This is a genomic window from Bradyrhizobium sp. USDA 4538 (assembly GCF_024171045.1).
Classification (GTDB): Bacteria; Pseudomonadota; Alphaproteobacteria; order Rhizobiales; family Xanthobacteraceae; genus Bradyrhizobium; species Bradyrhizobium australafricanum.
The window spans coordinates 1,474,212-1,494,887 of record NZ_JALJZE010000001.1 but is presented as its reverse complement, the minus strand read 5'-3'; the positions used below and the strand labels follow the sequence as shown (position 1 = coordinate 1,494,887).

The 20,676-nt window shown below is 60.1% G+C and carries 17 protein-coding genes and 5 pseudogenes; 15 read left to right on the top strand and 7 right to left on the bottom strand.

Annotated elements, in window-relative coordinates; genetic code table 11:
- Window positions 1-2: 2 nt before the first annotated feature.
- Window positions 3-86, top strand: a pseudogene (locus J2R78_RS45120) (hypothetical protein); the annotation flags it as partial.
- Window positions 87-992, top strand: a complete 906-nt coding sequence (locus J2R78_RS06415) for a hypothetical protein (RefSeq protein ID WP_253587822.1) — start codon at window positions 87-89, stop codon at window positions 990-992.
- Window positions 993-2,066: 1,074 nt separating this feature from the next.
- Here the strand turns inward: J2R78_RS06415 and J2R78_RS06410 are convergent.
- Window positions 2,067-3,749, bottom strand: a complete 1,683-nt coding sequence (locus tag J2R78_RS06410) for a helix-hairpin-helix domain-containing protein (RefSeq protein WP_253603456.1) — start codon at window positions 3,747-3,749, stop codon at window positions 2,067-2,069.
- Window positions 3,750-4,679: 930 nt separating this feature from the next.
- On the opposite strand from J2R78_RS06410, the gene J2R78_RS06405 reads away from it, so the two are divergent.
- From J2R78_RS06405 to J2R78_RS06395, 3 genes are all read left to right on the top strand, one after another.
- Window positions 4,680-5,135, top strand: coding sequence for an autotransporter domain-containing protein (locus J2R78_RS06405; protein ID WP_069275757.1), 456 nt, complete (start codon window positions 4,680-4,682; stop codon window positions 5,133-5,135).
- Window positions 5,136-5,660: 525 nt separating this feature from the next.
- Window positions 5,661-6,857 carry a hypothetical protein gene (locus J2R78_RS06400; protein ID WP_253603454.1) on the top strand — a complete coding sequence of 399 codons (1,197 nt, stop codon included), beginning with the start codon at window positions 5,661-5,663 and terminating at the stop codon, window positions 6,855-6,857.
- Window positions 6,858-7,131: 274 nt separating this feature from the next.
- Window positions 7,132-7,851 carry an aspartate/glutamate racemase family protein gene (locus tag J2R78_RS06395; RefSeq protein ID WP_081334949.1) on the top strand — a complete coding sequence of 240 codons (720 nt, stop codon included), beginning with the start codon at window positions 7,132-7,134 and terminating at the stop codon, window positions 7,849-7,851.
- 37 nt (window positions 7,852-7,888) lie between these two features.
- On the opposite strand, the gene J2R78_RS06390 is transcribed toward J2R78_RS06395, so the two are convergent.
- Window positions 7,889-8,098: a hypothetical protein gene (locus tag J2R78_RS06390; protein ID WP_069275755.1), complete on the bottom strand. Its 210-nt coding sequence runs from the start codon at window positions 8,096-8,098 to the stop codon at window positions 7,889-7,891.
- A 594-nt stretch (window positions 8,099-8,692) separates the two neighbouring features.
- Here J2R78_RS06390 and J2R78_RS06385 point away from each other — a divergent pair.
- The 8 genes and pseudogenes from J2R78_RS06385 to J2R78_RS06345 all read left to right on the top strand — a co-directional run bounded on the left by J2R78_RS06385 (window position 8,693) and on the right by J2R78_RS06345 (window position 14,007).
- The gene (locus J2R78_RS06385) at window positions 8,693-9,079 is read left to right on the top strand and encodes an ectoine synthase (protein ID WP_253587814.1); all 387 of its coding nucleotides are present in this window, start codon (window positions 8,693-8,695) and stop codon (window positions 9,077-9,079) included.
- Window positions 9,076-10,005, top strand: coding sequence for an AMP-binding protein (locus J2R78_RS06380; protein ID WP_069275753.1), 930 nt, complete (start codon window positions 9,076-9,078; stop codon window positions 10,003-10,005). Before J2R78_RS06385 ends, J2R78_RS06380 begins: the two co-directional genes overlap by 4 nt.
- A 109-nt stretch (window positions 10,006-10,114) precedes the next feature.
- A complete protein-coding gene (locus J2R78_RS06375) occupies window positions 10,115-10,339 on the top strand; it encodes an AMP-binding protein (protein WP_253587810.1) in 225 nt (74 codons plus the stop codon).
- A 119-nt stretch (window positions 10,340-10,458) separates the two neighbouring features.
- Window positions 10,459-10,770 carry a hypothetical protein gene (locus tag J2R78_RS06365; RefSeq protein WP_245324896.1) on the top strand — a complete coding sequence of 104 codons (312 nt, stop codon included), beginning with the start codon at window positions 10,459-10,461 and terminating at the stop codon, window positions 10,768-10,770.
- Complete coding sequence (locus tag J2R78_RS44945) at window positions 10,697-11,041, top strand: phosphopantetheine-binding protein (protein WP_069275751.1); 345 nt, start codon at window positions 10,697-10,699, stop codon at window positions 11,039-11,041. Before J2R78_RS06365 ends, J2R78_RS44945 begins: the two co-directional genes overlap by 74 nt.
- A gap of 64 nt (window positions 11,042-11,105) precedes the next feature.
- A pseudogene (locus tag J2R78_RS06355) lies at window positions 11,106-12,292 on the top strand (IS3 family transposase).
- Window positions 12,289-12,927, top strand: coding sequence for a thioesterase domain-containing protein (locus J2R78_RS06350; protein ID WP_253603451.1), 639 nt, complete (start codon window positions 12,289-12,291; stop codon window positions 12,925-12,927). The pseudogene J2R78_RS06355 and the gene J2R78_RS06350 overlap by 4 nt, the downstream one beginning before the upstream one ends.
- A gap of 486 nt (window positions 12,928-13,413) precedes the next feature.
- Entirely contained in the window at window positions 13,414-14,007 is a 594-nt protein-coding gene (locus J2R78_RS06345; RefSeq protein ID WP_309144981.1) for a 4'-phosphopantetheinyl transferase superfamily protein, read from the top strand.
- 1,364 nt (window positions 14,008-15,371) lie between these two features.
- Here J2R78_RS06345 and J2R78_RS44685 read toward each other — a convergent pair.
- The 4 genes and pseudogenes from J2R78_RS44685 to J2R78_RS45115 form a co-directional block, all read right to left on the bottom strand.
- Window positions 15,372-15,497: a hypothetical protein gene (locus tag J2R78_RS44685; RefSeq protein WP_256558526.1), complete on the bottom strand. Its 126-nt coding sequence runs from the start codon at window positions 15,495-15,497 to the stop codon at window positions 15,372-15,374.
- Between the two features lie 1,535 nt (window positions 15,498-17,032).
- Window positions 17,033-17,191 (bottom strand): hypothetical protein, encoded by a 159-nt coding sequence (locus tag J2R78_RS06340; protein ID WP_176731252.1) that lies wholly within the window; start codon window positions 17,189-17,191, stop codon window positions 17,033-17,035.
- 220 nt (window positions 17,192-17,411) lie between these two features.
- The gene (locus tag J2R78_RS06335) at window positions 17,412-17,933 is read right to left on the bottom strand and encodes a hypothetical protein (RefSeq protein WP_245313722.1); all 522 of its coding nucleotides are present in this window, start codon (window positions 17,931-17,933) and stop codon (window positions 17,412-17,414) included.
- A gap of 6 nt (window positions 17,934-17,939) precedes the next feature.
- A pseudogene (locus J2R78_RS45115) lies at window positions 17,940-18,158 on the bottom strand (Fic family protein); the annotation flags it as partial.
- Between J2R78_RS45115 and J2R78_RS06330 the strand changes: the two are divergent.
- Window positions 18,074-18,580, top strand: coding sequence for a hypothetical protein (locus J2R78_RS06330; RefSeq protein ID WP_210185738.1), 507 nt, complete (start codon window positions 18,074-18,076; stop codon window positions 18,578-18,580). The pseudogene J2R78_RS45115 and the gene J2R78_RS06330 overlap by 85 nt on opposite strands.
- A 331-nt stretch (window positions 18,581-18,911) precedes the next feature.
- On the opposite strand, the pseudogene J2R78_RS06325 reads toward J2R78_RS06330, so the two are convergent.
- Window positions 18,912-19,454: pseudogene (locus tag J2R78_RS06325) on the bottom strand (IS5/IS1182 family transposase); the annotation flags it as partial.
- Window positions 19,455-19,553: 99 nt separating this feature from the next.
- Here J2R78_RS06325 and J2R78_RS06320 point away from each other — a divergent pair.
- Window positions 19,554-20,291: pseudogene (locus J2R78_RS06320) on the top strand (IS4 family transposase); the annotation flags it as partial.
- Between the last annotated feature and the right edge of the window lie 385 nt (window positions 20,292-20,676).

Genomic DNA, 20,676 nt, shown 5'->3' with positions numbered 1-20,676 from the left:
AAACACGTGCGCAGATTGCCAGCACCCTGGATGAATTGCGCGCCTGCATGACGCCTGGGCATGTCCTAGATCAACTCGCAGACAGGGTGATCGACGGCGCCGGCGCGGCGTTCGCCCGCAACCTGAGAGACCAGGCCGTTCGCAATCCGATGCCGCTTGTCCTCATGGGAGCAAGCCTGGCATGGCTGATGCTGGGCGGCAGGTCGACCGATGGGCTCATGCGCCGCACGGAGGAGCGCCTTCGCGATGCCGTCAGCGATACTGCGGACAGCGTGCGTGATGCGGCCGGTAGGGCCGGCAAGTCGGCGGCTGAAAAAGGCACCGAATGGAGCGATAAGGCCTCTGCGGTCGGCAGCGACACTGCCGAGGGCCTGAGGTCGACTGCCGAGGACGCCAGGCGGGCGGCTTCACAGACAGGAGACCGGCTGCGCGATATGGCGGGCTCGATGACGGACGCCGCTCAACAGACCGCTTCCGAGACAGCCGAAGCAGTGCGGGACACGGCCGGGTCGGCGAAGGATTCCGTCCAACGTAGCGCTGCAGCCGGGTACGATGCAGTCGCGGACACAGCCCGGCGGACGGCATCTTCCATCACGGAATCAACCAAGGCCGCAGGGCAACGAACCCTGCAGACCGGCAGCACCTTCCTCGATTTCTGCCGTGAACAGCCGATGCTGCTGACCGGCCTGGGGATCGCCGTCGGAGCGCTGGTGGGCGCCTTGCTGCCGGCGACTGAAGCTGAAAATCGTCTCATGGGCGAGACCAGCGACCGCCTAAAGGACCGCGCCCAGGATCTGGCATCGGAGCAGGTCGAAGGCGCCAAGGAGATCGGCGAGCGCGCGCTCGATGCGGCGGCCGACGAGGCTTCTAAACAGGCAGAAGGCGCGGCCCAGGAAGCTAAGGCCGACGAGGCCACTCTGGTGCCGGGCTCAGAGACGTCCGAGCGTGAGACGCGAGGGCAGCCCTGGTCACCCGAAAATGCGCCACTCTGAGCGCAGCAGTCGCGGCAGGCCGCCTTTGTGGGCCGCCGATGGCTGAAATCTTATTGGTCCGCATCGCCAACGCGCGTGCACTGACGAGTTTGACCGACGTCTTGTGCGCCAAGCTGCCACCCATGCGCTAACGCTCGCGGGATCGCGGGGCGCTGCAGCGAGCGGTGTAATCACGCGCATGAAGGACTATCCGGCCAAAATCACGCTCGGCAAATGCGAGAAACAGGCGCAACTCGCATCATTGTTCTCTGCAAAGATTATCGGGGCTCCCACAATGTCCGGCTAGACGCAGCGATAGCACGACGGGATGCATCGTCCGATCTCGAGCCGCGGTTTAATTGCACGGCCTTGAAAGGCAGGGCTCGATCATTCGATCGGTTGACGTGCCACCCGAAATGGGCCCCAATGAGCCGGTAGACTGGGTTGGTGCACGTCGCCCGGCAATTACGCCGTAGTCAGTGCCCAAAGAACAACCACAGCAGGATGATCACAGGAATTGGCACGCCCAAAAGCCAAAGCAAAACGCCTCGTCCCATCTCGCTTCCCTCCCTTATTTAGTCACGCCAATGGCAACTCCGGAAGACGCGGCCATGTTCCTAGCCCACCGATCGCGACGTCCTTGCCGCCGCGCGACGCTATTGGACGGATAGCGGTAGTCATCCCAGGCCATGTTCTGGGGTGATTTGATGGGCTTCCTTACCGAGGGGGACTCGAAACCCCTGCGCATTCATCAGAGCCCTTCCGTATCGTCGGTCCCGGACAGGAACACTTTCAGGTACTGACGGCTTTCGATGCCGGCCACCACGCGCCTTTTTCCCGGGCCGCGTCCGATCGGTTCAACGTGGAAATCGCGACGAATTCCTCGCCAATGCCCCAGCGCGGGCGCAACTCGCACGGTTCAATACGATAAGGCAACTTTCGAGGACGAGAGCGAGAAGCTCGCAACGGCGTCAATGAAGCTCACGGAGGCAGCACTGCTGTCGGTGCCTTCCTCTTCTTCTCCCTGTTGTGCTCAAGCGGCCGGCTTACCGTTCGGTCAAGTCGATAGGGCGGGTGAGCAGGCAGCCTCTGCCGCTACGCCGCCCGGGACAAAGTTCGCCGTTTCCGCTTCAGATGACGGGTTATCTCGGCCAGCGTCATGGCGTTCAGGACCCGGTCCGCCGGTACGCCGCCTTTGCGAGCCATCTCGACGCCCCAGTGCATGTGGTCGAGCTCGCGGATCGAGTGCGCGTCCGGATTGATGCTCATCATGCAGCCGAACTCCAGCGCCGCCTGGTGCCATCGCCAGTCCAGGTCGAGACGCCACGGATGGGCGTTGATCTCGACGGCGACATCGTGTTTGGCGCAGGCGCGCAGCACCTTTTCGACGTCGATTTCGTAACCTGGCCGGCGCTGAAGCTGGCGGCCGGTCATATGCCCGATGATGGTGGTGTAGGGATTGCCGATGGCGCGCAGCAGGCGTTCCGTCTGTGCCTTTCTGTCCAGCTTGAAGCGGCCATGGATGCTGGCGACGATGAAATCGAAGCTGTCGAGCACATCGTCCGGATAGTCCAGCGACCCGTCGGCCAGGATGTCGGATTCGATGCCCTTCAGGATCCGCAAATCCTTGCCGAACTTGCTGTTAAGCCGGTCAGCCTCCCGATGCTGCTTCTTGATCTGCTCCACTGAGAGGCCGCCGGCGTAGTGCGCCGACTTCGAGTGGTCAGCGACGCCGAAATATTCGAAACCTCGCTTCAGCGTGGCTTTCGCCATCGTCTCGAGGGTCTCGGTTCCGTCGGAGGCCTCCGTGTGGCAATGCAGGATCCCTCGCAAGTCCTGATCGGTTACCAGCTTCGGCAGTTCTCCGTTCAAAGCACGCTCGATTTCGCCGCGTCCCTCGCGCAGTTCGGGCTCGATGAAGGGCAGCCCCAGCGCCCGATAGATTGCTTCCTCGCTCTCAGCGACCACGCTGCGTTGCTTGTGCAGCCCGTTCCGTTCAAGGCGCATTCCTTTCTCTTCCGCAAGCTGGCGAAGCTGCTCCAAATGGGCGGGCGAGCCTGTGGCGTGCAGCAGGACAGCCCCAAAGTGCCTGCGGTCGGCGAGGCGAACCTGCAGCCCCGTGGTGTCGACGAATTCCGGCTCCATGCCGCTGCTCGGTGCCTCCGCAACAATGGCCAGATCTCCGATTAGCTCGCAGCCGCGCCGAAAGTCGCCCGCAATGGTCAACCTCTTAAGTTCGGGGCGGGCTTTGCGGAGGGAATCCTGCGCATGTTCGAGTAGGAGGGCCGCGCGATGCAGGTGCAGCCGACCGTGGCCGCTCTTGGCGATCGACAGGTTCTGCAAGATCTTGGTCTGCAATGCCGCACCGAGCCCTTTGGCTCGCTTGATCCGGTCCTCCTTTGCGGCCTGCTCCAGCTCGGCAAGCGAGGTGATGCCCACGTCCCTGTAGAGCCGCAGCACCTTTTCGGGTCGAAGGCCGGGCACGCTTAAAAGTTCCAGGACACCGGCGGGGATGTCCTGCCGGAGCTTCTCCAGGCTCGGGTGCGTGCCGGTGCGGTGTAGCTTGGTTACGATGTCGGCGATGGCTTGGCCGACCCCAGGGATCTCGGTCAGCCTGTCCTCCTCGATGAGACGATCGATAGGGACGGCGAGCGCAGCCAGGCTGTCGGCTGCCCGGGAATAGGCTTTCGCGCGGTAGGGGTTATCGCCGCGCAGCGCGCTCCGCTGCGCGTACTCGCGCAGCAGCCTTGCGATCTCTTTCGTACTGGCCTTGGGCACCGTGCCTCCGAACAGCGTAGCGCGATTTCAACGGCTCGCTGGGAAGCAGGGTTCCGGAATATGAGCGGGAACGGCTGCATCGCCGCTGTTGAGCCATGGGCATAGGTCCAAGAGTTCTCGCCATGCTCCGAAGCGAATGATCTGCTGGTGAACTGTCCGAAGTGCGGTGCGACCGTCGGCCCCCATAAGGACATGCTCGCACGGCCCGAGATCATTTTAGATGTTGCAAGTGCGGCAGCGAGGTGACCGGGCGGTTCCCCCGTTCCGAGCCTGCCGTCTCGCGCCGGTCAGTCTGGACCTTGCCTGAGCATCACCGGTGGGAAGTGGAGGACGAGCCATGAAACCGATCCTGGCCGCAGTAGCTTTGTCCGGCCGCGCCTCGTTTTCGCCGGGGCGATGGCTTTCGACAAAGATGTGCCGCCCTTGAACACCAGATGCTCGCCGAGATCCGAAGGAGCTCGACCTTGATGTCTCCGGACAGCAGCAGCGCGACGATTGCTGGCCACGGCACCGGCGAAGGGGAGGGGCCGCGGGACTTCGGCTTGACACTGCACAGCAATCTGTCGGCGGCGAAAGGATGGAGATCGGACATCATTCGGCCCGGTGCGCCTAGCCGAGACCCACGAAGCGGGAAGGTGTCCTGCCAAGGCACGGATTTGCGTGAGCAAAGCGGGTCGCGCTCCGTGTCGGAATTCAAGGGACGGCCTATCGGAGTCTCTTGCTGAGGGGCCGCAGCGTGCCGCTGCGGGCTTACGAACGCGCGCGCCAATCACGTTCGATGCGGCGGTGACGGAACAGTATGCGCAGGCATTCGCCAAAGGCGAGGTCGACGACCCCGCCGCAATGCCTGCGTTCGCAGCGCTCGTTGGCGCGCGCGGAGGACCGCCTCGCCAGCTTCCACTTCGAGCGCCGTCGGGGCTCGGGCGCTGAGTGGCTCGCAATTTCAACCTGCCGCAGGGCTACTTCATCGAGCCGCAGGCGCAGCTCGTGTACCAGAACATTGACCTCTCCGGCGCGCAGGATGCCGCCGCCCAGATCCGCTTTGCCGATGTCGATTCGCTGGCGGCACGGGTGGGCGCGCGGTTCGGCCGGACATGGTCGCTGGACGACGAATGGGTCGGCGGTTTTGCCCGCACCATCACCGCATCGCTGCGGCCGAACGTCTGGCACGAGTTCCGCGGCAACCCGATGACCCAGTTCTCCTCCGACACCGGCTTCATCCCGTTCCGCTCTAGCCTCGGCGGCAGCTGGGGCGAGCTCAACGCCGGTATCAACGGCCAGATCAACAGCTTCACCACGCTGTTCGCCAACGCCTCCTACCAGCAGCGCTTCGAAGGCAACACCTACGCCTACGACGGAAAGCTCGGTATTCGCGTAAATTGGTAAATCCCGGGTCTGTGTCGGATCATCTCTGTGACGCCAAAGGAAGTTGTGTCGACAGGCACGCGAGCGTCTGGGTCATATCGAACGTGGGGATGGCAGAAGGACCAGTTGCGTCTGGACCATAAGACGAGCCAAAGGGTTCGCTTACGCTAGCGCGTCGCTTCGCGGCAGACCGAACTATGGCGCGTTCAACTCAGCGAAGGCTGGGCGCCGAACGCGCCAACACTCCGGCGGCTGACAGCTTGCGCGCTCTGTCCGAGCGCAAGCGAGAAGCAGCCCCGCCGCGATCCAGCGCCGCCGATTTCCACACCAGATTGTCAGCTTCAGACCCAATGTCGGGAAGCTGACCTGGCGATGCGGTACGACGCGTCAGAAATTGCTGTTTTCCAGACGGCATGCTGCTTGCACAGTCGAGGTGCGGGCGGCGCGACATAGTGCGTGCACGCTCGCAACACGAATTTCACAACTGTCGCCCAGTCGCAAGAACCTGCAAGCTCGCCCTGTGTGTGCCCGTCCGAGGATAAGACAATGAAAAAATCCGTTCTGCGCGCCTGGTTGCTCTCGATCATATGTCTGACAGTCGTGCAGCTCCACGGGCAGTCTGCTGCGACGCCGGCGGACGATCCGTTTCTCTGGCTCGATGAGTCCGAGGGGCCGCGCGCATTGGCCTGGGCGCAGGCCGAGAACGAAAAGACGCTCGGCTCGCCGCACTCGGATCCTCGCTATGATCGCTTTTACCGGGACGCGCTAACCATCCTCCAGGCAAAACACCGGATTCCGTACGTTTCGCTTGGACGACAAGATCTCGAAAATTTCTGGCAGGACGAGAGCCATGTGCGCGGCATCTGGCGGCGCGCCAGCCTTGAGAGTTATCGCGGGGAGGATCCCCGGTGGGAGACCATCCTGGACATTGATGCCCTCGCTGCCGCCGAGAAAAAGAATTGGGTCTACGAGGGGCGCAGCTGCTTCGGGCGCCGCTGCCTCATCCAACTTTCCGATGGCGGCAAGGGCGCCGTGTCCATACGCAAATTCGATCGTGACGCCAAAAGCTTTGTTACAGGTGGATTCGAGCTGCCAGAGGGCAAGCAGCATGTCAGCTGGCTCGATCGTGACACTGTCCTTGTTGCTAGTGATCGGGGCGAGGGGATCACGACCGAGGCCGGCTACGCTTTCGAGTTGAAGGAGCTCAAGCGCGCTCAGCCGCTCGATCAGGCGCGCGAAGTCTTTCGTGGCCAGCGCACCGATTTCGGAATCGTGCCAATGGTGCTTGGTGAAGGTCGGATCCATGTGACCGGCGGCGTCGCCCGTCGGATCAACGGCTTCGAGCGCCAGTATGTGCTGTTCGGTGCGGCGGGGCCGGTCGAGCTCGATCTGCCGAACAAGGCGGCGATCGTCGGCATCGCGAGTGGCCGCCTGCTTGTGAAACTGGACGAAGACTGGATGCGGACCGGCGAGACCAGCTTCAAGACCGGCCCAGTGATCTCGTATGACTGGGCCGAATGGAAGCAGGATCCGCTGCGGGCTAAACCATCTGTCGTTTTCCAGCCCAATTGCCGGCAGGCGCTCCGCGGATGTTCCCCCCGACCCGCTAGGAGCCGCACCTCAAGCCGGCCGTCGAGTGATGCGACGGCGCACACCCATGAACACAGTCATCGGTACGTTGGTTTTTGCGTCGGTCAATCAGGGCGATGCGTCGATCAGACCGCTGTCCTCCACTGTGCTTGATGTGCCGCCAACAGGCGGACACCGAAAGATCGCTCGATCCGGCAAACGCACTGACGGGAGTTGCTGCACCGAGCTGCAACTTGTCCGAATTGTTTGCACAACGCCATGCCCTTTCAGCCGGCTTCGCAGCTCGGGTGAGAAGAGTTTTTGCCATCGTCAGAGATAAGGCCTTTGATTTTGCATTTCCATTGAGATTGCGAGAAACAACGCCGACTATTTGCCGCCGAAGGCGCGGCACGCCTGTGTCGCCTTCACATCAAGTGGAGATCGTAAAGTGCAGCAAACCATTGGGCTGATCGGAGGGATGAGCTGGGAAAGCACGGCCATCTATTACAAGGAAATCAACGAAATCGTCCGTCAGCGCCGCGGCGGTCTCGCCTCGGCAGACATCTTGCTTCGCTCTGTTGACTTTGGCGATATCGTCGCTCTTCAGGAGGCGGGAGAATGGAGGCAAGCCGCTGCTTATCTGGCGAGGATCGCCCGACAGTTGGTCGATGCAGGCGCCGGCTGCATCCTGATCTGCACCAATACGATGCATGTGATTGCCGACATCGTTGCTGCCGAGTTGAGTGTGCCGCTCATCCACATCGTCGATGTGACCGCTGCGGCCCTGCTCGCCGCTTTCGTCAAGCGACCACTCTTGCTTGGGACGCGCTATACGATGGAGCAGCCGTTCTATTGTGATCGCCTGCGGCAGCGGTTCGACCTTTCGCCGGTCATACCGGCGGAGCACGAGCGCAGCCGGATCCACGCTGTCATTTTCAATGAGCTGTGCCGCGGCACGGTTTCTGATCACTCGCGCCAGGAAGTTATCGACATCATTGCGCGAGGTCGCGACCGAGGCGCCGACGCGCTCATCCTTGGCTGCACGGAGATTGGTCTTCTCATCGGCCCCGAACATACACAATTGCCGGTATTCGATTCAGCGAGGCTGCATGCCAGGGCGGCAGCTGATTTCGCCGAGGGCAGCGGTCGGCTCATGCCGCCTCCTTAAGTGCGCAGCGAACATAGCTGAGCGAAAGCACAATCACTCAGTAAGAGATCCCGTCGAAGAGGAGCGAAACGTGTGTGTCCTTAATTCCGCCAGCCGCAATGCTCTGGATTGCGTCAATCATGAAGAAGCTCGCATCAAAAAAGGATAAGCGCTCTTCGTCGAAGACAAGTCGCTGCTGATGATCGCGCTGTCGCTCGACGCGACGATGGTACAGTTCCACGTCGCGCGCACCGCTCGAACGCGCCAAGTAGAAAGCGTGAAGTCTTAGCCACCGGCAATGGTTGGATCTTCAACGATAAAGGTCAGCCGACACTGTCCGACCGGTTCTCCCTCGCAGACTTGCTCGCATCCGGCCATATCTTGTCAGTTTGTCAGATTGGCTTCATTGCCTTGCCAAATCCTTTCCGCTCGCTAGCCAGCTGAAACAGCCACTATCTCTTATCTGTGTGCGACCATGGCATGAGGTTCGCTCCAGTTCGCTGAGAGGCTGCGGTGCTGTATTCGTGCCGCGAGGCACAGTGAAGGAAGGAAACAACTTGCCAAATCTGCGATCGGAAACGCTTTGTCTGGCCGGCAACATCACCAGCAGCATTCTCGACCATACCAAGGCAGGCGGCGGCACCGCGAAGAAGAGGGAACATCAAGGTGGTACATGCACGCCGTCGACGCGGCTGCGGAATACCCTTACGCCGATATCTTTGTCTAGACGCCGGCGAGGGCTCGGGAGGCCTTTTGGGTGCAGCCGATGCTTCGGCAGTGCGCGGGAGCCGCGCTTGCCGGTCAGTACAACGACCTCCAGCTGCCGCAACAATGAATTTACCGTATCCGGCAATCGAACGCTATGATTGTGCGTAGCCTGCACGATGTTGAAGCGACCGATCACTTCGTCGATTGGGGCAATGGTACGAGCCACCGCCTTCTGACGGAGAAGGACGGCATGGGTTTTAGCGTCTGCCACACTGTGGTCCGCGCTAACACCGTTTCGCTTCTGCAATACCGCAATCATCTCGAAGCCTGCTACTGCATCGCCGGAGAGGGCGAGGTCGAGGACATGGACGGCAATGTCTTCTCCATTCGTTCGGGCGACCTGTATGTGCTTGACAAGCATGACAAGCATCTTCTGCGCGGGGGGCGGGACAAGGACCTGATCCTCGTCAGCATCTTCAACCCGCCCCTTAACGGAGCCGAGCGCCACAAGCTCAACGACCCGGCAGGCTCGACATATTGAGCAAGGCGAAGATCGACTGCATGACGCAGCATCTGCAAACTTTGTTACATGACGGCAAGGCCGATGCGGGACAGCCGGTCGGCCGCATCGACAATCTGTCGACCGACCAACGCACGTATCTACTGGAGGAGTTGAATCGGACGGAGGCGCCGTATCCGTCGGAGCTGCGCATCCATGAGCTGTTCGAGGCGCAGGTGCAAAAGGCACCGGAGGCGGTGGCGGTGGTCCATGAGAAGGAGAGATTGAGCTATGACGAACTCAATGCGCGGGCCAACCGGCTGGCGCATCATCTGATCGAGCTCGGGGTCAAGCCAGACCAGCCGGTGGCGATCTGCCTGGAACGCAGCGTGGCGATGGTGGTTGGTGTCTTGGCGATCCTGAAGGCGGGCGGTGCCTATCTGCCGCTGGATCCAGCTTATCCACCGGCGCGACTGCGGCAGATTGTCGGCGATGCAGCACCGCAACTGCTGCTTTGCGATGCCGCCGGTCGAACCGCATTGGGCGGCGAGGCACTCGCCGATGTCAGCGTGGTCGATCTGGAAACTGGCACCCGGGCCTGGTGCGAGCGGCCGCCCTCGGACCCTGACCCGCGCACGCTTGGGCTCACATCCCGCCATCTTGCCTATGTGATCTACACCTCAGGATCCACGGGAATCCCCAAGGGCGTCGAAATGTCCCACGGATCGCTTGTGAATTCGCTGGCGGGGTTTGGCACGTCAAAACTGCGTACACTTCAGTTCGCGACGTTGAACTTCGATGTGTCCTGCCAGGAACTATTCATTTGTTGGAAGGACGGCGGAGTACTTGTACTCCTGCGGGAAGAGACCCGGAGGCGCTTTTCCGACTTGCTGGAGTTTGTAGAGCGGGAGGCGATCGAGCGGCTTTTCCTCCCATTCGTGGCATTGAATCATCTTGCAGAAGTCTGAAGCACGCAGCGCGTGCAGCTACCCTCTTTAAGAGAGCTTTATACAGCCGGCGAACGATTAGGCCACTGCACTGCTTAAGGTTTTCTTCGAGGCACACCCGAACGCGAGATTGATCAATCAATTTGGGTCCACGGAAATCAGCGTCATTTCCGAGCACCACCTTGCAGCTGATCCGTCATGTTGGCCCGAGATGCCTCACATTGGGCGCCCAATCGCCAACACGCGGGTGTACTTGCTGGATGGCCATGGCGCGCTTGTGCCGTTTGGTGCGGTAGGCGAGCTTTACATTGGCGGGGCGGGGGTTGCGCGGGGCTATTTGAACGCCCTGAACTGACAGCCGAGCGGTTCATCGCCAGTCCCTTTGTCGAGGGTGATCGGCTGTACCGGACCGGCGACCTCGGGCATTATCTGCCGGACGGCAATCTTGAGTTTTTGGGCCGCAACGACGACCAGGTGAAGATCCGCGGCTACCGCATCGAGCCGGGCGAGATCGTAGCAAAGCTTTGCGAGCACGCCTTCGTGCGCGAGGCGGTGGTGGTGGCGCGCCAGAGCCGCGCCGGCGACAAGCATCTGATCGCCTATGTGGTCGGCGCGCCGGAGGCCGGTGAGGGCGATGGAGGCGGGCTTGCGGGCGCCTTGCGCGCGCACTTGAGTAGCCGGCTGCCGGACTACATGGTGCCGGCTGTCGTTCGTGCCGATCGCGGCGCTGCCGCTGACGCCGAACGGCAAGCTCGACCGCAACGCGCTGCCGGCGCCGGCCGATGAAGCCTATGCGCTGGCGGCCTATGAGCCGCCGCAGGGCGCGGTCGAGACGGCGCTGGCGCGGATCTGGGCCGAGCTTCTCGGTGTCGAGCGCATCGGGCGCCACGACCACTTCTTCGAACTTGGCGGCCACTCGCTGCTGGCCGTGCAGATGCTCAGTCGAGCATTAGAATTTGGGCTGAGCTTTAGCGCCGCCGACCTCTTCCAAACCCCTGTTCTCAAGGAATTTGCATCAAAGATTCATGTGGAGCCACGGCCCAGTAGCCCGGAGTAATTGACCTGCCCCTGAATATTACCTCCAGATGGAGTTAGAGTCCGGCCTGAGCAAGGACGGACAGATGAAGCGAGCAAGGTTCACGAAAGAGCAGATTATCTCAGTGTTGAAGGAGCGTGAGGCTGGAGCGACGACAACAGACCTGGCTCACAAACACGGGGATCTCCGAGGCGACGATCTACAATTGGAAGGCCAAGTTCGGCGGCATGGAAGTGTCCGAAGCCAAGCGGCTCAAGTCGCTCGAGGAAGAGAACGCGAAGCTGAAAGAAGGTACTGGTCGAGCAGATGCTCGACGCGGCAGCACTGCGCGAGTTTTTGTCAAAAACGGTAGGGCCGGCTACCAAGCGCGCCGCTGTGGCGCACCTGAAGGCCGTGATGGGCCTGTCGGAGCGACGGGCCTGCACGATCGTCGACGCGGATCGGAGGATGGTCCGTTACCGATCTTGCCGCCCTCCGGATACGGATCTTCGTGCCCGGCTGCGCGACCTTGCTCACGAGCGCCGACGGTTCGGCTACCGTCGACTGTTCGTCCTGCTGCGGCGGGAGGGCGAGCCATCAGGGATCAACCGCATTTACCGGATCTATCGGGAAGAAGGGCTGACGGTCCGCAAGCGGCGGGCTCGCCGCAAGGCCATGGGGTGCCGGGCACCGATCCTGGTGGAAGCAAAGCCGAATGCGCGCTGGTCGCTGGACTTCGTCCACGACCAGTTCGCCAATGGACGACGCTTCCGCATCCTCAACATCGTCGACGATGTCACCAAGGAATGTCTGGGCGCCATTCCTGACACATCGATCTCGGGCCGGCGTGTGGCGCGGGAACTGACGACGATTGTCGCTCGCCGCGGCAAACCCAGCCTGATCGTCTCCGACAACGGCACCGAGCTCACCTGCAACGCCATGCTCGCCTGGTGCAAGGAAACCGGCATCGACTGGCACTTCATCGCACCGGGCAAACCGATGCAGAACGGCTTCGTCGAGAGCTTTAACGGCCGGATGCGCGACGAGCTCCTCAATGAGACGCTGTTCTTCGATCTCAACGACACCAGGACCGAACTCGCGGCATGGGTCGCCGACTACAATGGCGAGCGACCTCATTCCTCGCTGCAATACCTCACGCCCGCGGCCTACGCCGCCACTCTCACCGCAACGGACGCTCGGCTGCGCAACCCCGACCAGCTCCGCCGATCGTCCGTTGCTCCACCCGCGCCACTTGGCGTACAAACCACCGAGACTCTAACTGCCGCTGGATGAAAGTTCAGTGGCAGGTCATAATTTCCGTTCGATCAACCGGATCGCAGCCACCGCTGTTCTTTGTCCCCAAAGGTTTTGGAGATTGTTCCTATGTCCTCGGTTTGGTGGCGGAAATGGATGTAGATTGCCCCGTCTACGCTCTGCCGTGGCCGCCCTTCAATGACGTTTATTCACGAACTCTTGAGGCGATGGCCGCAGAGGCGATCCTTGCGATTAAAGAGATCCAGCCACGGGGCCCATACCGCTTTGCTGGATACTCATCAGGTGCAATCCTGGCTTATGCAATTGTCGAGCGATTGCTGAGCATCGACGAAGTTGTATCATTTATGGCGTTCATCGATGTTAGTTCGCCTGCAGATTCTTCAAACGCTTCACAGATCAGTTTGGCTCGAGAATTTATTCTGGAGAGTTGCGGAATCTTGCGCGATGAATACGGCGAGGTTTTCGAAGGATACAAGGAGCAATGTTCCATTTCTGAGTTGCTCGAAAAGGCGCAGCAAAAGGAGTGTTACCTCCAGATCACGATCTCCACAGCGATGTTTCGGTGTATCAAAGGGCCGCGAGATTTCACCGGGCGCTACAATCGTGCCGAGTTCCGTCGCTCCCGATTGAGATACATCAGTTTATGGCAGTGAGCTTCTTGTCAGCCCTGGGTTACCACCTGACGAACAACTGCATCGCAAGGCACTCGCCAAACAAGGGTTGGGACTTATCATGCGGTATCGGCATTGCAACCACGCGACAATGGTGAGCAATCCAGAAAACCGGCAAGTTCTGGCTCGGGCCATTTCAAGGGCGCTCAGCGGGACTGTTAAATAGACAAGAACTTTCTCTCGAAAAAATTCTGAGTTCAAAGATCGGTCTCGAGCCCCAAATAACCCACAAGTCGGCAAGCGGCTCGGTGGGCCAGACTTCGGTCTCTCTGCAAAAGCTCCCGAGACTCTAACTCCCTCCGGATCATATTCAGGCGCAGGTCAGAAACGGTCCATATGTGGGCGGCCGCCGCCCCTCTGATCGACACTAAGATGTTCGAAAAGCTAGCGGGACCAAACAGTGGAGATTTTTACGATTGATCAACAGAACATCATGGTCGGCATCCGTCCGATAGAACGCTGCGACGAATGTACGCTTCCGAAGTCATGTCTATGGGACGCGCCGTTCCCAAAGTCCGCCGCGAAAGCGCTGCCGCAAGAGTAGCTGCCCGAACACTTCTTGAGCGATTGGGATTCCCACCAATGGCGATCTTGAAGACGCGCTCGGGTGTTCCGATCTGGCCAACCGGCGTGGTCGGATCTTTGGCGCACCACGATACAGTAGCAGCCGCCGCTATTGTAGGGACGAAAAGCATTGCAGCTCTCGGCGTCGACATTGAGCCTAATGAACCTCTGCCGGAAAACCTGATCGAATTGATTGCCACTCCTCATGAGCAGCGAATGTACGATCTACACACGCTCAAGCGGCGGGATCTCTTCGTTTTGAAAGAGGCGGTATATAAGGTGTGTTTTCCAATGGATGGCCAGTTTCTTGAGTTCCAGGACGTGGAAATTGATATCTTTGCGCGATCAGGACACGTGTCCAAGACAAATCGCACGTTTTCGTTCGAGTTATTTATTTCTAAGAATCTAATCGGGGTGGCGTATTCGCGGCCGAATGAAGTGGACAGCCCTCCAAGATCCAAGATCAGCAGTCACCCCCTAAAGCAATCGATACCCTAGCTCGTTCGCGCGTTCGTTGATCGGTCAGAGGGAAAACCGTGCGGCTGATGTTGTGCAAGGTAACGCAGGCGACTAGCCCTGGCTCCACTGTGTAGCCCTTCGCTCCGGCTTATCTTGGAAGTGTTGCTGGCCGTTGGGCAAAGTGCATCGCGCCCACGATGTTCGCATAACAAAAGTCGCCCGTCAGCACTTGAACCGCTGCTTTCTTTCCTTTAACGGGCGTGTTTTGCTCGCTCGTGCACTGCCGGATGAGCCGGCGACCTGGCGAGAAGCGCCTTGAAGCTCAAATCCGGAGCGTCGCTTTGAATTTGGTCAGAACTCTGTTGCGACGCGCATATAGATTCGCGCAGCCTCATCAGTCAAGCCCAAGCTCTGATTAAGTCACGGCAACAAATTGCCCGTGCAAGCACTGTCTTCTCGATAAATTTGCGGTTCACAACTTGCGGAAGGCAACGACAATTGCCTCTTCCGCAATCGAACGGACGGTCTTGTAACCCATCGGTGCATCGTGCACGAAGCCGCCTTTACGCTGCTTGGTGAGGTCTTCTGAGTGGGACCGTGGGCGAGCTTTCGACCGCTGTATCGCCGCTCTTGGCGTGCGTTGCCGTGCGCTGTCATAGAGTTTGGCCCACAGGTCCTCTCGCATGACGGATTAGAACCGACTGAATCTCCACGATCTGGGATCAGGCGTCGTCCGCCCTGTTCTCCCTCTCTTCGAGGCATCTGAGAGCGCGTTGGTATTCGAACTCGCACCACGCAAGCTCGAATGGTTCCATCAGTATCTCCATCCACGTCTCGGCGAAGGCCGCCATTCCCATAAAAAATAGAATTCGCGACCTCCTGATTAGCTATCAGTTGACGACGCCCGCGAAGACGAATGAGATCTCGCTGTGGCCAGTCGCACATGCAGCTAAGAGGATCGTGATCAGCGGCTCAATTGGACGTTGGTAAAGATTGGGCACCTCAAGGGGGGTGCGAAACGATACGAAAGTTTATGGCGATCGTTCGCCTGGCTCGCACATCAGGGGCGAGGACACACCCGGGTATGATACCCTCCCGCCGCCATCCCTCGCTGGCGTAAAGACGCTCGGCAGCAGAACCTGTGGTAGTGCTGAGCGTCAACAACGTCTTCCCTCCTTTCGTGCTAACTCGCTGACAGCCGCGAGCAGCCGGCGACCGATGCTGCGACGGCGTGCACTTCCTTCAACCAGGATTTTGACGACTCGAGCGCGATGCAATTGACGCGGCAGGTACCATGTGGGTTGTGCCAACAATCCGACCTGCACCATCTTCCGCAGCTACGCATCCATTGCAAACGACCGCGTCCGCGATGCTACGCCAATACGCCAGCGCACGTCGTCGAGTTAGCGGTGGCAGAAAGCTGAGCGACTGGCCGTGGCGACGCAGTCAATGAGGATGTCGGCGAGACGCTCCAAACGCTTATCCACTTCGTCGGCGCCGATGCGCCGTACCTGAATATCGCCCGTCATCTGATTTCGGACAGAGCGAGCCGATCGTCCCAGCTAGGTCGGACGGTAGGTTCCAACGCCACCGCAACAGCGAGTTTCCATCAGAGCGACATGCTCTTAAGTGCAATAGGTGGTCACGTGCCGTGTCGCCCAACCCGACCGTAGCCGTGCAAATGACTACAGAAGACTACTCGGTCAAGGCCGCAATGCTCAGCTGCCCGCTCGAAGAAGCGCCTGGACCGGAAGGCGCGCTCCGCATCACGAACCAAATTTAGCGCAGAGCTCCGCAGCACGAAACAAATTTAACGCGGAGATGAGATTTTTGTCGCGCGGGAACAGCCTCCGAGCGGACCTGATCCGCGAGTCGTGGTCCAGTCCAGATATCGTCTGGCCCTCTAGAATAAGCGCCTCGGAGAATCTGCGAAGGGCAGGGCGATGCTGGTCAAGGGCGGTCTCGCTGCGCCTATTGGCACGAGTCACCATTTCAATGAAACTTTCGTCGTCCTCTGAGGGGGCCTTGGGCGGAATCGCGCTGCGAGCAGCCGGCTCGCAGCAAACGCGAAGATTGCTCAACGGCGCCTTCATCGTTCGGTTATTAGAATTCGTTGACGTGAGCGATAGGATTGCTGATTGCGCGGATCAAACGCTTGACGTCGAAAGCGGAGAACATGCCCGCGATCGGCGACGTTCGGTAGATACTGCTTTTAATCATTCCGAGCCGCAGCATTATTAGTCGCGTCATCAATTCGGCGCCGGTCTTCAGACTGATGAGGACAGGTACCGGTGCTGGCTGGGAGCGCCGTCGCCAAGAACGGCTCAAACGCCTTTTGTCTCGCCGAACCCTCATGCTGCTGTTCCGAGGTGGCATGCTGCACCTGCGACCAAAATGTTACATTTGATGGGTCACAATTGTGCGGGTCCACGTTGCCTCACATCCAAGATCACCTAAGCAGACATCCTACCAGAGCAAGCTTTCGAAAAGCTGACGAAGCCGCAGCGTAGCTGCTGGCGCTCGGACGGAACGACATTGGCTCCGATCTATTCCGTCACGCCTACGTCATCGGCCTCCCGTCGGGGATGCTGTCGAGCCGAGCGCGCCGAAGTGACTTTGGATCATCGACATTTGGAGGTGAGCCGCACGAGGTCCTATCGGATGGTCAGCAGTCGCCAGCCTTCCGGCCCGGTAGCCTGTGGGGCGGGGCGCCTTAGCTTATCCTGTTCGCAGACCTACGGCGAGGCGCTGTGTGCCGCGAAGCCGATGCCAGACGATCGCGTAGTCGGACTCGATATCCGCAGAAAAATCTCTCTCCTTTATAAAGGCATCAGCAGATGAGTACGCCGCCGTCGAAGCAAGTTATTGGCATTGAGCTGATCGGCCGCACGGCTCGGCCGATCGCAAGGATGATGATACGATAAAGACGCTGCCGGATCGTCCTGACCGAGCTTACGGAGGAGCGCACGCTGGCGCTGCGCGACAAGCTGGCGACCACGCCTTCCATCGCCCTCCAATCGGCGCTGCACAAGTTCTGCCTCGACGTGTTCTCCTCGCATTCCTTCTACGGGACGGCGATGGAGGTCTTGTGCGGCGCCAGCTCACCGAGAGACCCAAGACTGTCTTGGCGACCACATCTGATACCGCTGGGCGTGTTATTCGCACCGACGAACATGGTCTGTTCGTCGAAATGCAGGCGAGCAATGACCTTGAAATCTGGCATCGCTTATCGCCGCACCTAATAATGATGCGCCGCGGCACTCCCGGACGTGATTTGAGGACTGGCGAAGTGAGACGCTAGGTGAGCACTACGGCGACATTACTCCCTCGCGCAAAGCGAGTTGGTAAAGATCGTGACAGCGAAGCCGTTTTACCGGCCTTAGCGGGTCGCTCGCCCGGCCCATGCGAGGTAATTGATTTCTCGCTGTCATTGCCGCGCAATCCTACCTGGGAAACAGTCCCGGCATCCAACGCGACGCGAGCCGCGCCGGGAAGGCGAGATGTAGCGGCGCCCGCGGACTTTCGGAGGTTAGAATTTCCGCTTCAAGGAGGGCCGATGTAACCCTGCGGGCGCTGCGCTCGCTTGTTTGCAGTAAAGCAGCGGCATCGCCGCGCGGAAGTTCACCACGGAAGAGGATCGCTTCCAAAATGGCTCCTGATTTTTGGGGCAGGCGGTCGGCCCGTGTTTCTTCTTCGGCCCAGATCAGGATGCGGTTGCGGAGATGATCGGATTGCACGAGCCCTTGCATGAAGGTGACCGGATCGATGCAGGTCTGCAGAAAGAAGATCGCGAATTCCGCCAATGCTTCTTCACTTAGCGTGCCGCGACCGTCCAGATCGTTGCGGCGCTGCATGTCACAGGCAGTAAGATGTTGCTTGTAGGTCGCCTCGTTGCGGGCAAGGCCGCGCGCGATGGACCAAAAGCCCTCGGTGTCGAGCGTTTCCCGCTGCATGGCATAGGACATGAGCCGCGCAACGCGGCCATTTCCATCCAGGAACGGGTGAATCCAAAGCAGGCGGTGGTGGGCGCAGGCCGAGGCGACGATTGCGTCGACTCCTCGAAGCGGGTGAGGAAGCGCGGCAGGGCGCCCGGGCTGACCGGCACATGGCGGCCCACCGCAACGTCGCGGTCGCGCAGCTTGCCAGCGACGACCTCGACACGTTCCTTGGTGTCCGGATTCTCGACCCAAAGCAGGTCTGTCGGGAGCAACTCGCAGAAGCGGCGATGGACTTCGATGATGCCGTCCTGCATCGTCGCGCGACCATTGAGGCCTCCCTCATCGATCCACTCCTGGACGGCGATATGGGCGATGGCTTCCTCTTGCAGGTCGCGTTTCTTGGGGTCGGCGCTGTAGTCGTGCTTGAGTGCGCGTTCTATATCGATCGGGTGAGTGTCGTGCCCCTCGATCAGGTTGCTATAGTAGCAATTCATCGAACGTACGAGCCTAGCCAGGGAGATCAGAACACCCCTGGGCAGGCTGTGCCTGAAAGCGGCCGACTTTGCCGCCAGTTCGACCGAGAGGTCGGCGAGCTGGGTTCGGCGTCCCGAGCTTTCGGAGACAAGCATCGGTTCCATCAGGCCGGTGCTTTCACCTCTGTCTGGGACCGCTGATTTGGCCGGTTCTTTGTCCGGTTTGTGAGTGCTCATTTTTGTAGCAATACCAGCAATTTAATGTCAACTACAGCTCTATCTTTGCCCTATTCATGGCCGGATAGATGTCCGCTAGGAGAATTCGAGAATTCGCATTCTCCGCAAATAATGCGACGAATAGCATCGCAATCGGTAGCAATGGAGTCTTCCGCCAGCAGTTGCTCTCCAACGCTGCGGCTTCGGCGATTCAGCGCTCTGCTGCCGTCGCCTTCATGAAGATGCGGCATCGGCAATCGGCAGGAGGCGCTCGGCGCGTCACCATTGCACGTGGCATAAATTCGGTAGTCGTCCGTCAAGCGGGGTCGAGGGCGACTGGGGTTGCGAAGGCGGGCCAAAGAGCGATCAGGATGAAGCGCAAGAGCTTCCTGAGCCAGGCGAGGATGCGGCGGAAGTTGTGGCCCATGGCTGAGAGGACGACGTTGGCGGCGTCTCCTGGGCGGCCCTTGAGGTAGCAGCGGCCGAGGTGACCTTCGGCCTTCAGGTGTCCGATGATGGGCTCGATGGCGGAGCGGCGGCGCAGCTCGCGCTTGATGACACCGAAGACGCCGCGCTTCTGGCCGGAGATGAAGACGCGACGGGGATCTTGCGCGTCGTGGCCGCGGTATCCCTTGTCGACATAGGCGCGCTCGATCGCACAGCCGGTGAGTGTCTCGGTGCGGTCGATGGCGTCCCGCAAGGTGTGACCGTCGTAGGGGTTATCGGGCAGCGCCTTGGCGTGCAGCACGAACAGGCCCCCAGGAGCACGGCGGTTGTTGGTGACGATGGAGGCCTTCACCCCGAACTCGTAAGGAGCGCTGGCCTTACCCTTGCCGATGCACTCCACCTCCGGAGCATGCAGGGGTGTCCGGGGAATGATTCACTGTGTCGCGGTGCATGCTCGGCAGGACCGAGGCAAATCGGTCTTTTCTGGTTGTCGAGACACAGAGGGCCGAGCATGCGATATCGCGGTAGCATTTTTGGAAGGCTGCTTGAACCGATCAATCGACGGCAGTTTCAGACGGTTGTGGATCGTCTGGACGGGGATGCCTACGACAAGTCGTTCAGGAGCTGGGATCATCTGGTGGCGCTGATCTATGCCCAGCTTAGCGGCAACAGCAGTCTGCGCGGGGTGGTGACTGGCTTCAACGCCAATTCGCAGCATCACTATCACTTGGGAACCGGCAAGCTGTCGCGCTCGACGTTGTCCGATGCCAATGCCCGCCGTCCGATCGGCATTTTCGCGCAAACCTTTGCGGCGCTGTCGGCGATGGCGCGTCGCCAGCTGCGGAGTGAAGGCATGGAGATGGTGCGTCTGATCGACGCCAGTCCGATCCCGCTCGGCAAGGTCTGCAGTTGGGCGACGTGGAACGGCCGCATCCGCGGCATGAAGCTGCATGTCGTCTACGACCCAAGGAGCGATGTCCCGACCTGCGTCGAGATGACGGCCGCGAACGTCAATGACATCGAGATCGGCCGACAGACCCCAATCCAGCCCGCCACCACCTATGTGTTTGACAAGGGCTATTGCCGTTTCGACTGGTGGCAGAAGATCAATGATAGCAAGGCTTTGTTCGTTACCCGGGCGAAGACGAGCATCCGTCTTCGCTCGCTCAGGCATCGCGCCATCCGCAAGCGTAACGGGGATGGCTTCGAAATCCTTGCCGATGACGAGGTGAAGCTCACCAGCAAGGGCGCAATCCTGCAATCGCAAAACAGTCCGCAACGACAAATGCGATTCTAGCTCAATTGCTTAGCCGATCTTCACGGACGACTCCATAGCGAGCCTCCACTGGACAAATGGTTCGCTACCCAGACGTCGAATTATGTTGCGTGAACAATGCCCACAGTGTTCACGCTCCCCGCAATTATCGCTCCTTGCACAACATAAATCTGGCCGCAACATAACGCGAATTGGACGAAGCCGCTCCGCGGCAGAACACTCGGCAAGAGTGGCCCATCGTCGGATGAAGGAATGCGGCTGAAGCAAGTGTAACTGCTTTGGCGTGCCATGGTGAGACGTAATTTGCAGCGTTCATAGGCTTGGCTTCGAGCAAGATGGCGTTGCTGCCCTCGGACAG

What these genes read in the sequence shown, in the direction of transcription:
- J2R78_RS06350 (WP_253603451.1), top strand. Translation starts at nt 12,289, where the DNA reads ATGAAAGTTCAGTGGCAGGTCATAATTTCCGTTCGATCAACCGGATCG.
- J2R78_RS06385 (WP_253587814.1), top strand. Translation starts at nt 8,693, where the DNA reads ATGATTGTGCGTAGCCTGCACGATGTTGAAGCGACCGATCACTTCGTC.
- J2R78_RS06340 (WP_176731252.1), bottom strand. Translation starts at nt 17,191, where the DNA reads ATGCCAGATTTCAAGGTCATTGCTCGCCTGCATTTCGACGAACAGACC.
- J2R78_RS06330 (WP_210185738.1), top strand. Translation starts at nt 18,074, where the DNA reads ATGGCGGCCCACCGCAACGTCGCGGTCGCGCAGCTTGCCAGCGACGAC.
- J2R78_RS06345 (WP_309144981.1), top strand. Translation starts at nt 13,414, where the DNA reads ATGTACGCTTCCGAAGTCATGTCTATGGGACGCGCCGTTCCCAAAGTC.
- J2R78_RS06335 (WP_245313722.1), bottom strand. Translation starts at nt 17,933, where the DNA reads ATGTCCTATGCCATGCAGCGGGAAACGCTCGACACCGAGGGCTTTTGG.
- J2R78_RS06400 (WP_253603454.1), top strand. Translation starts at nt 5,661, where the DNA reads ATGAAAAAATCCGTTCTGCGCGCCTGGTTGCTCTCGATCATATGTCTG.
- J2R78_RS44685 (WP_256558526.1), bottom strand. Translation starts at nt 15,497, where the DNA reads ATGACGGGCGATATTCAGGTACGGCGCATCGGCGCCGACGAAGTGGAT.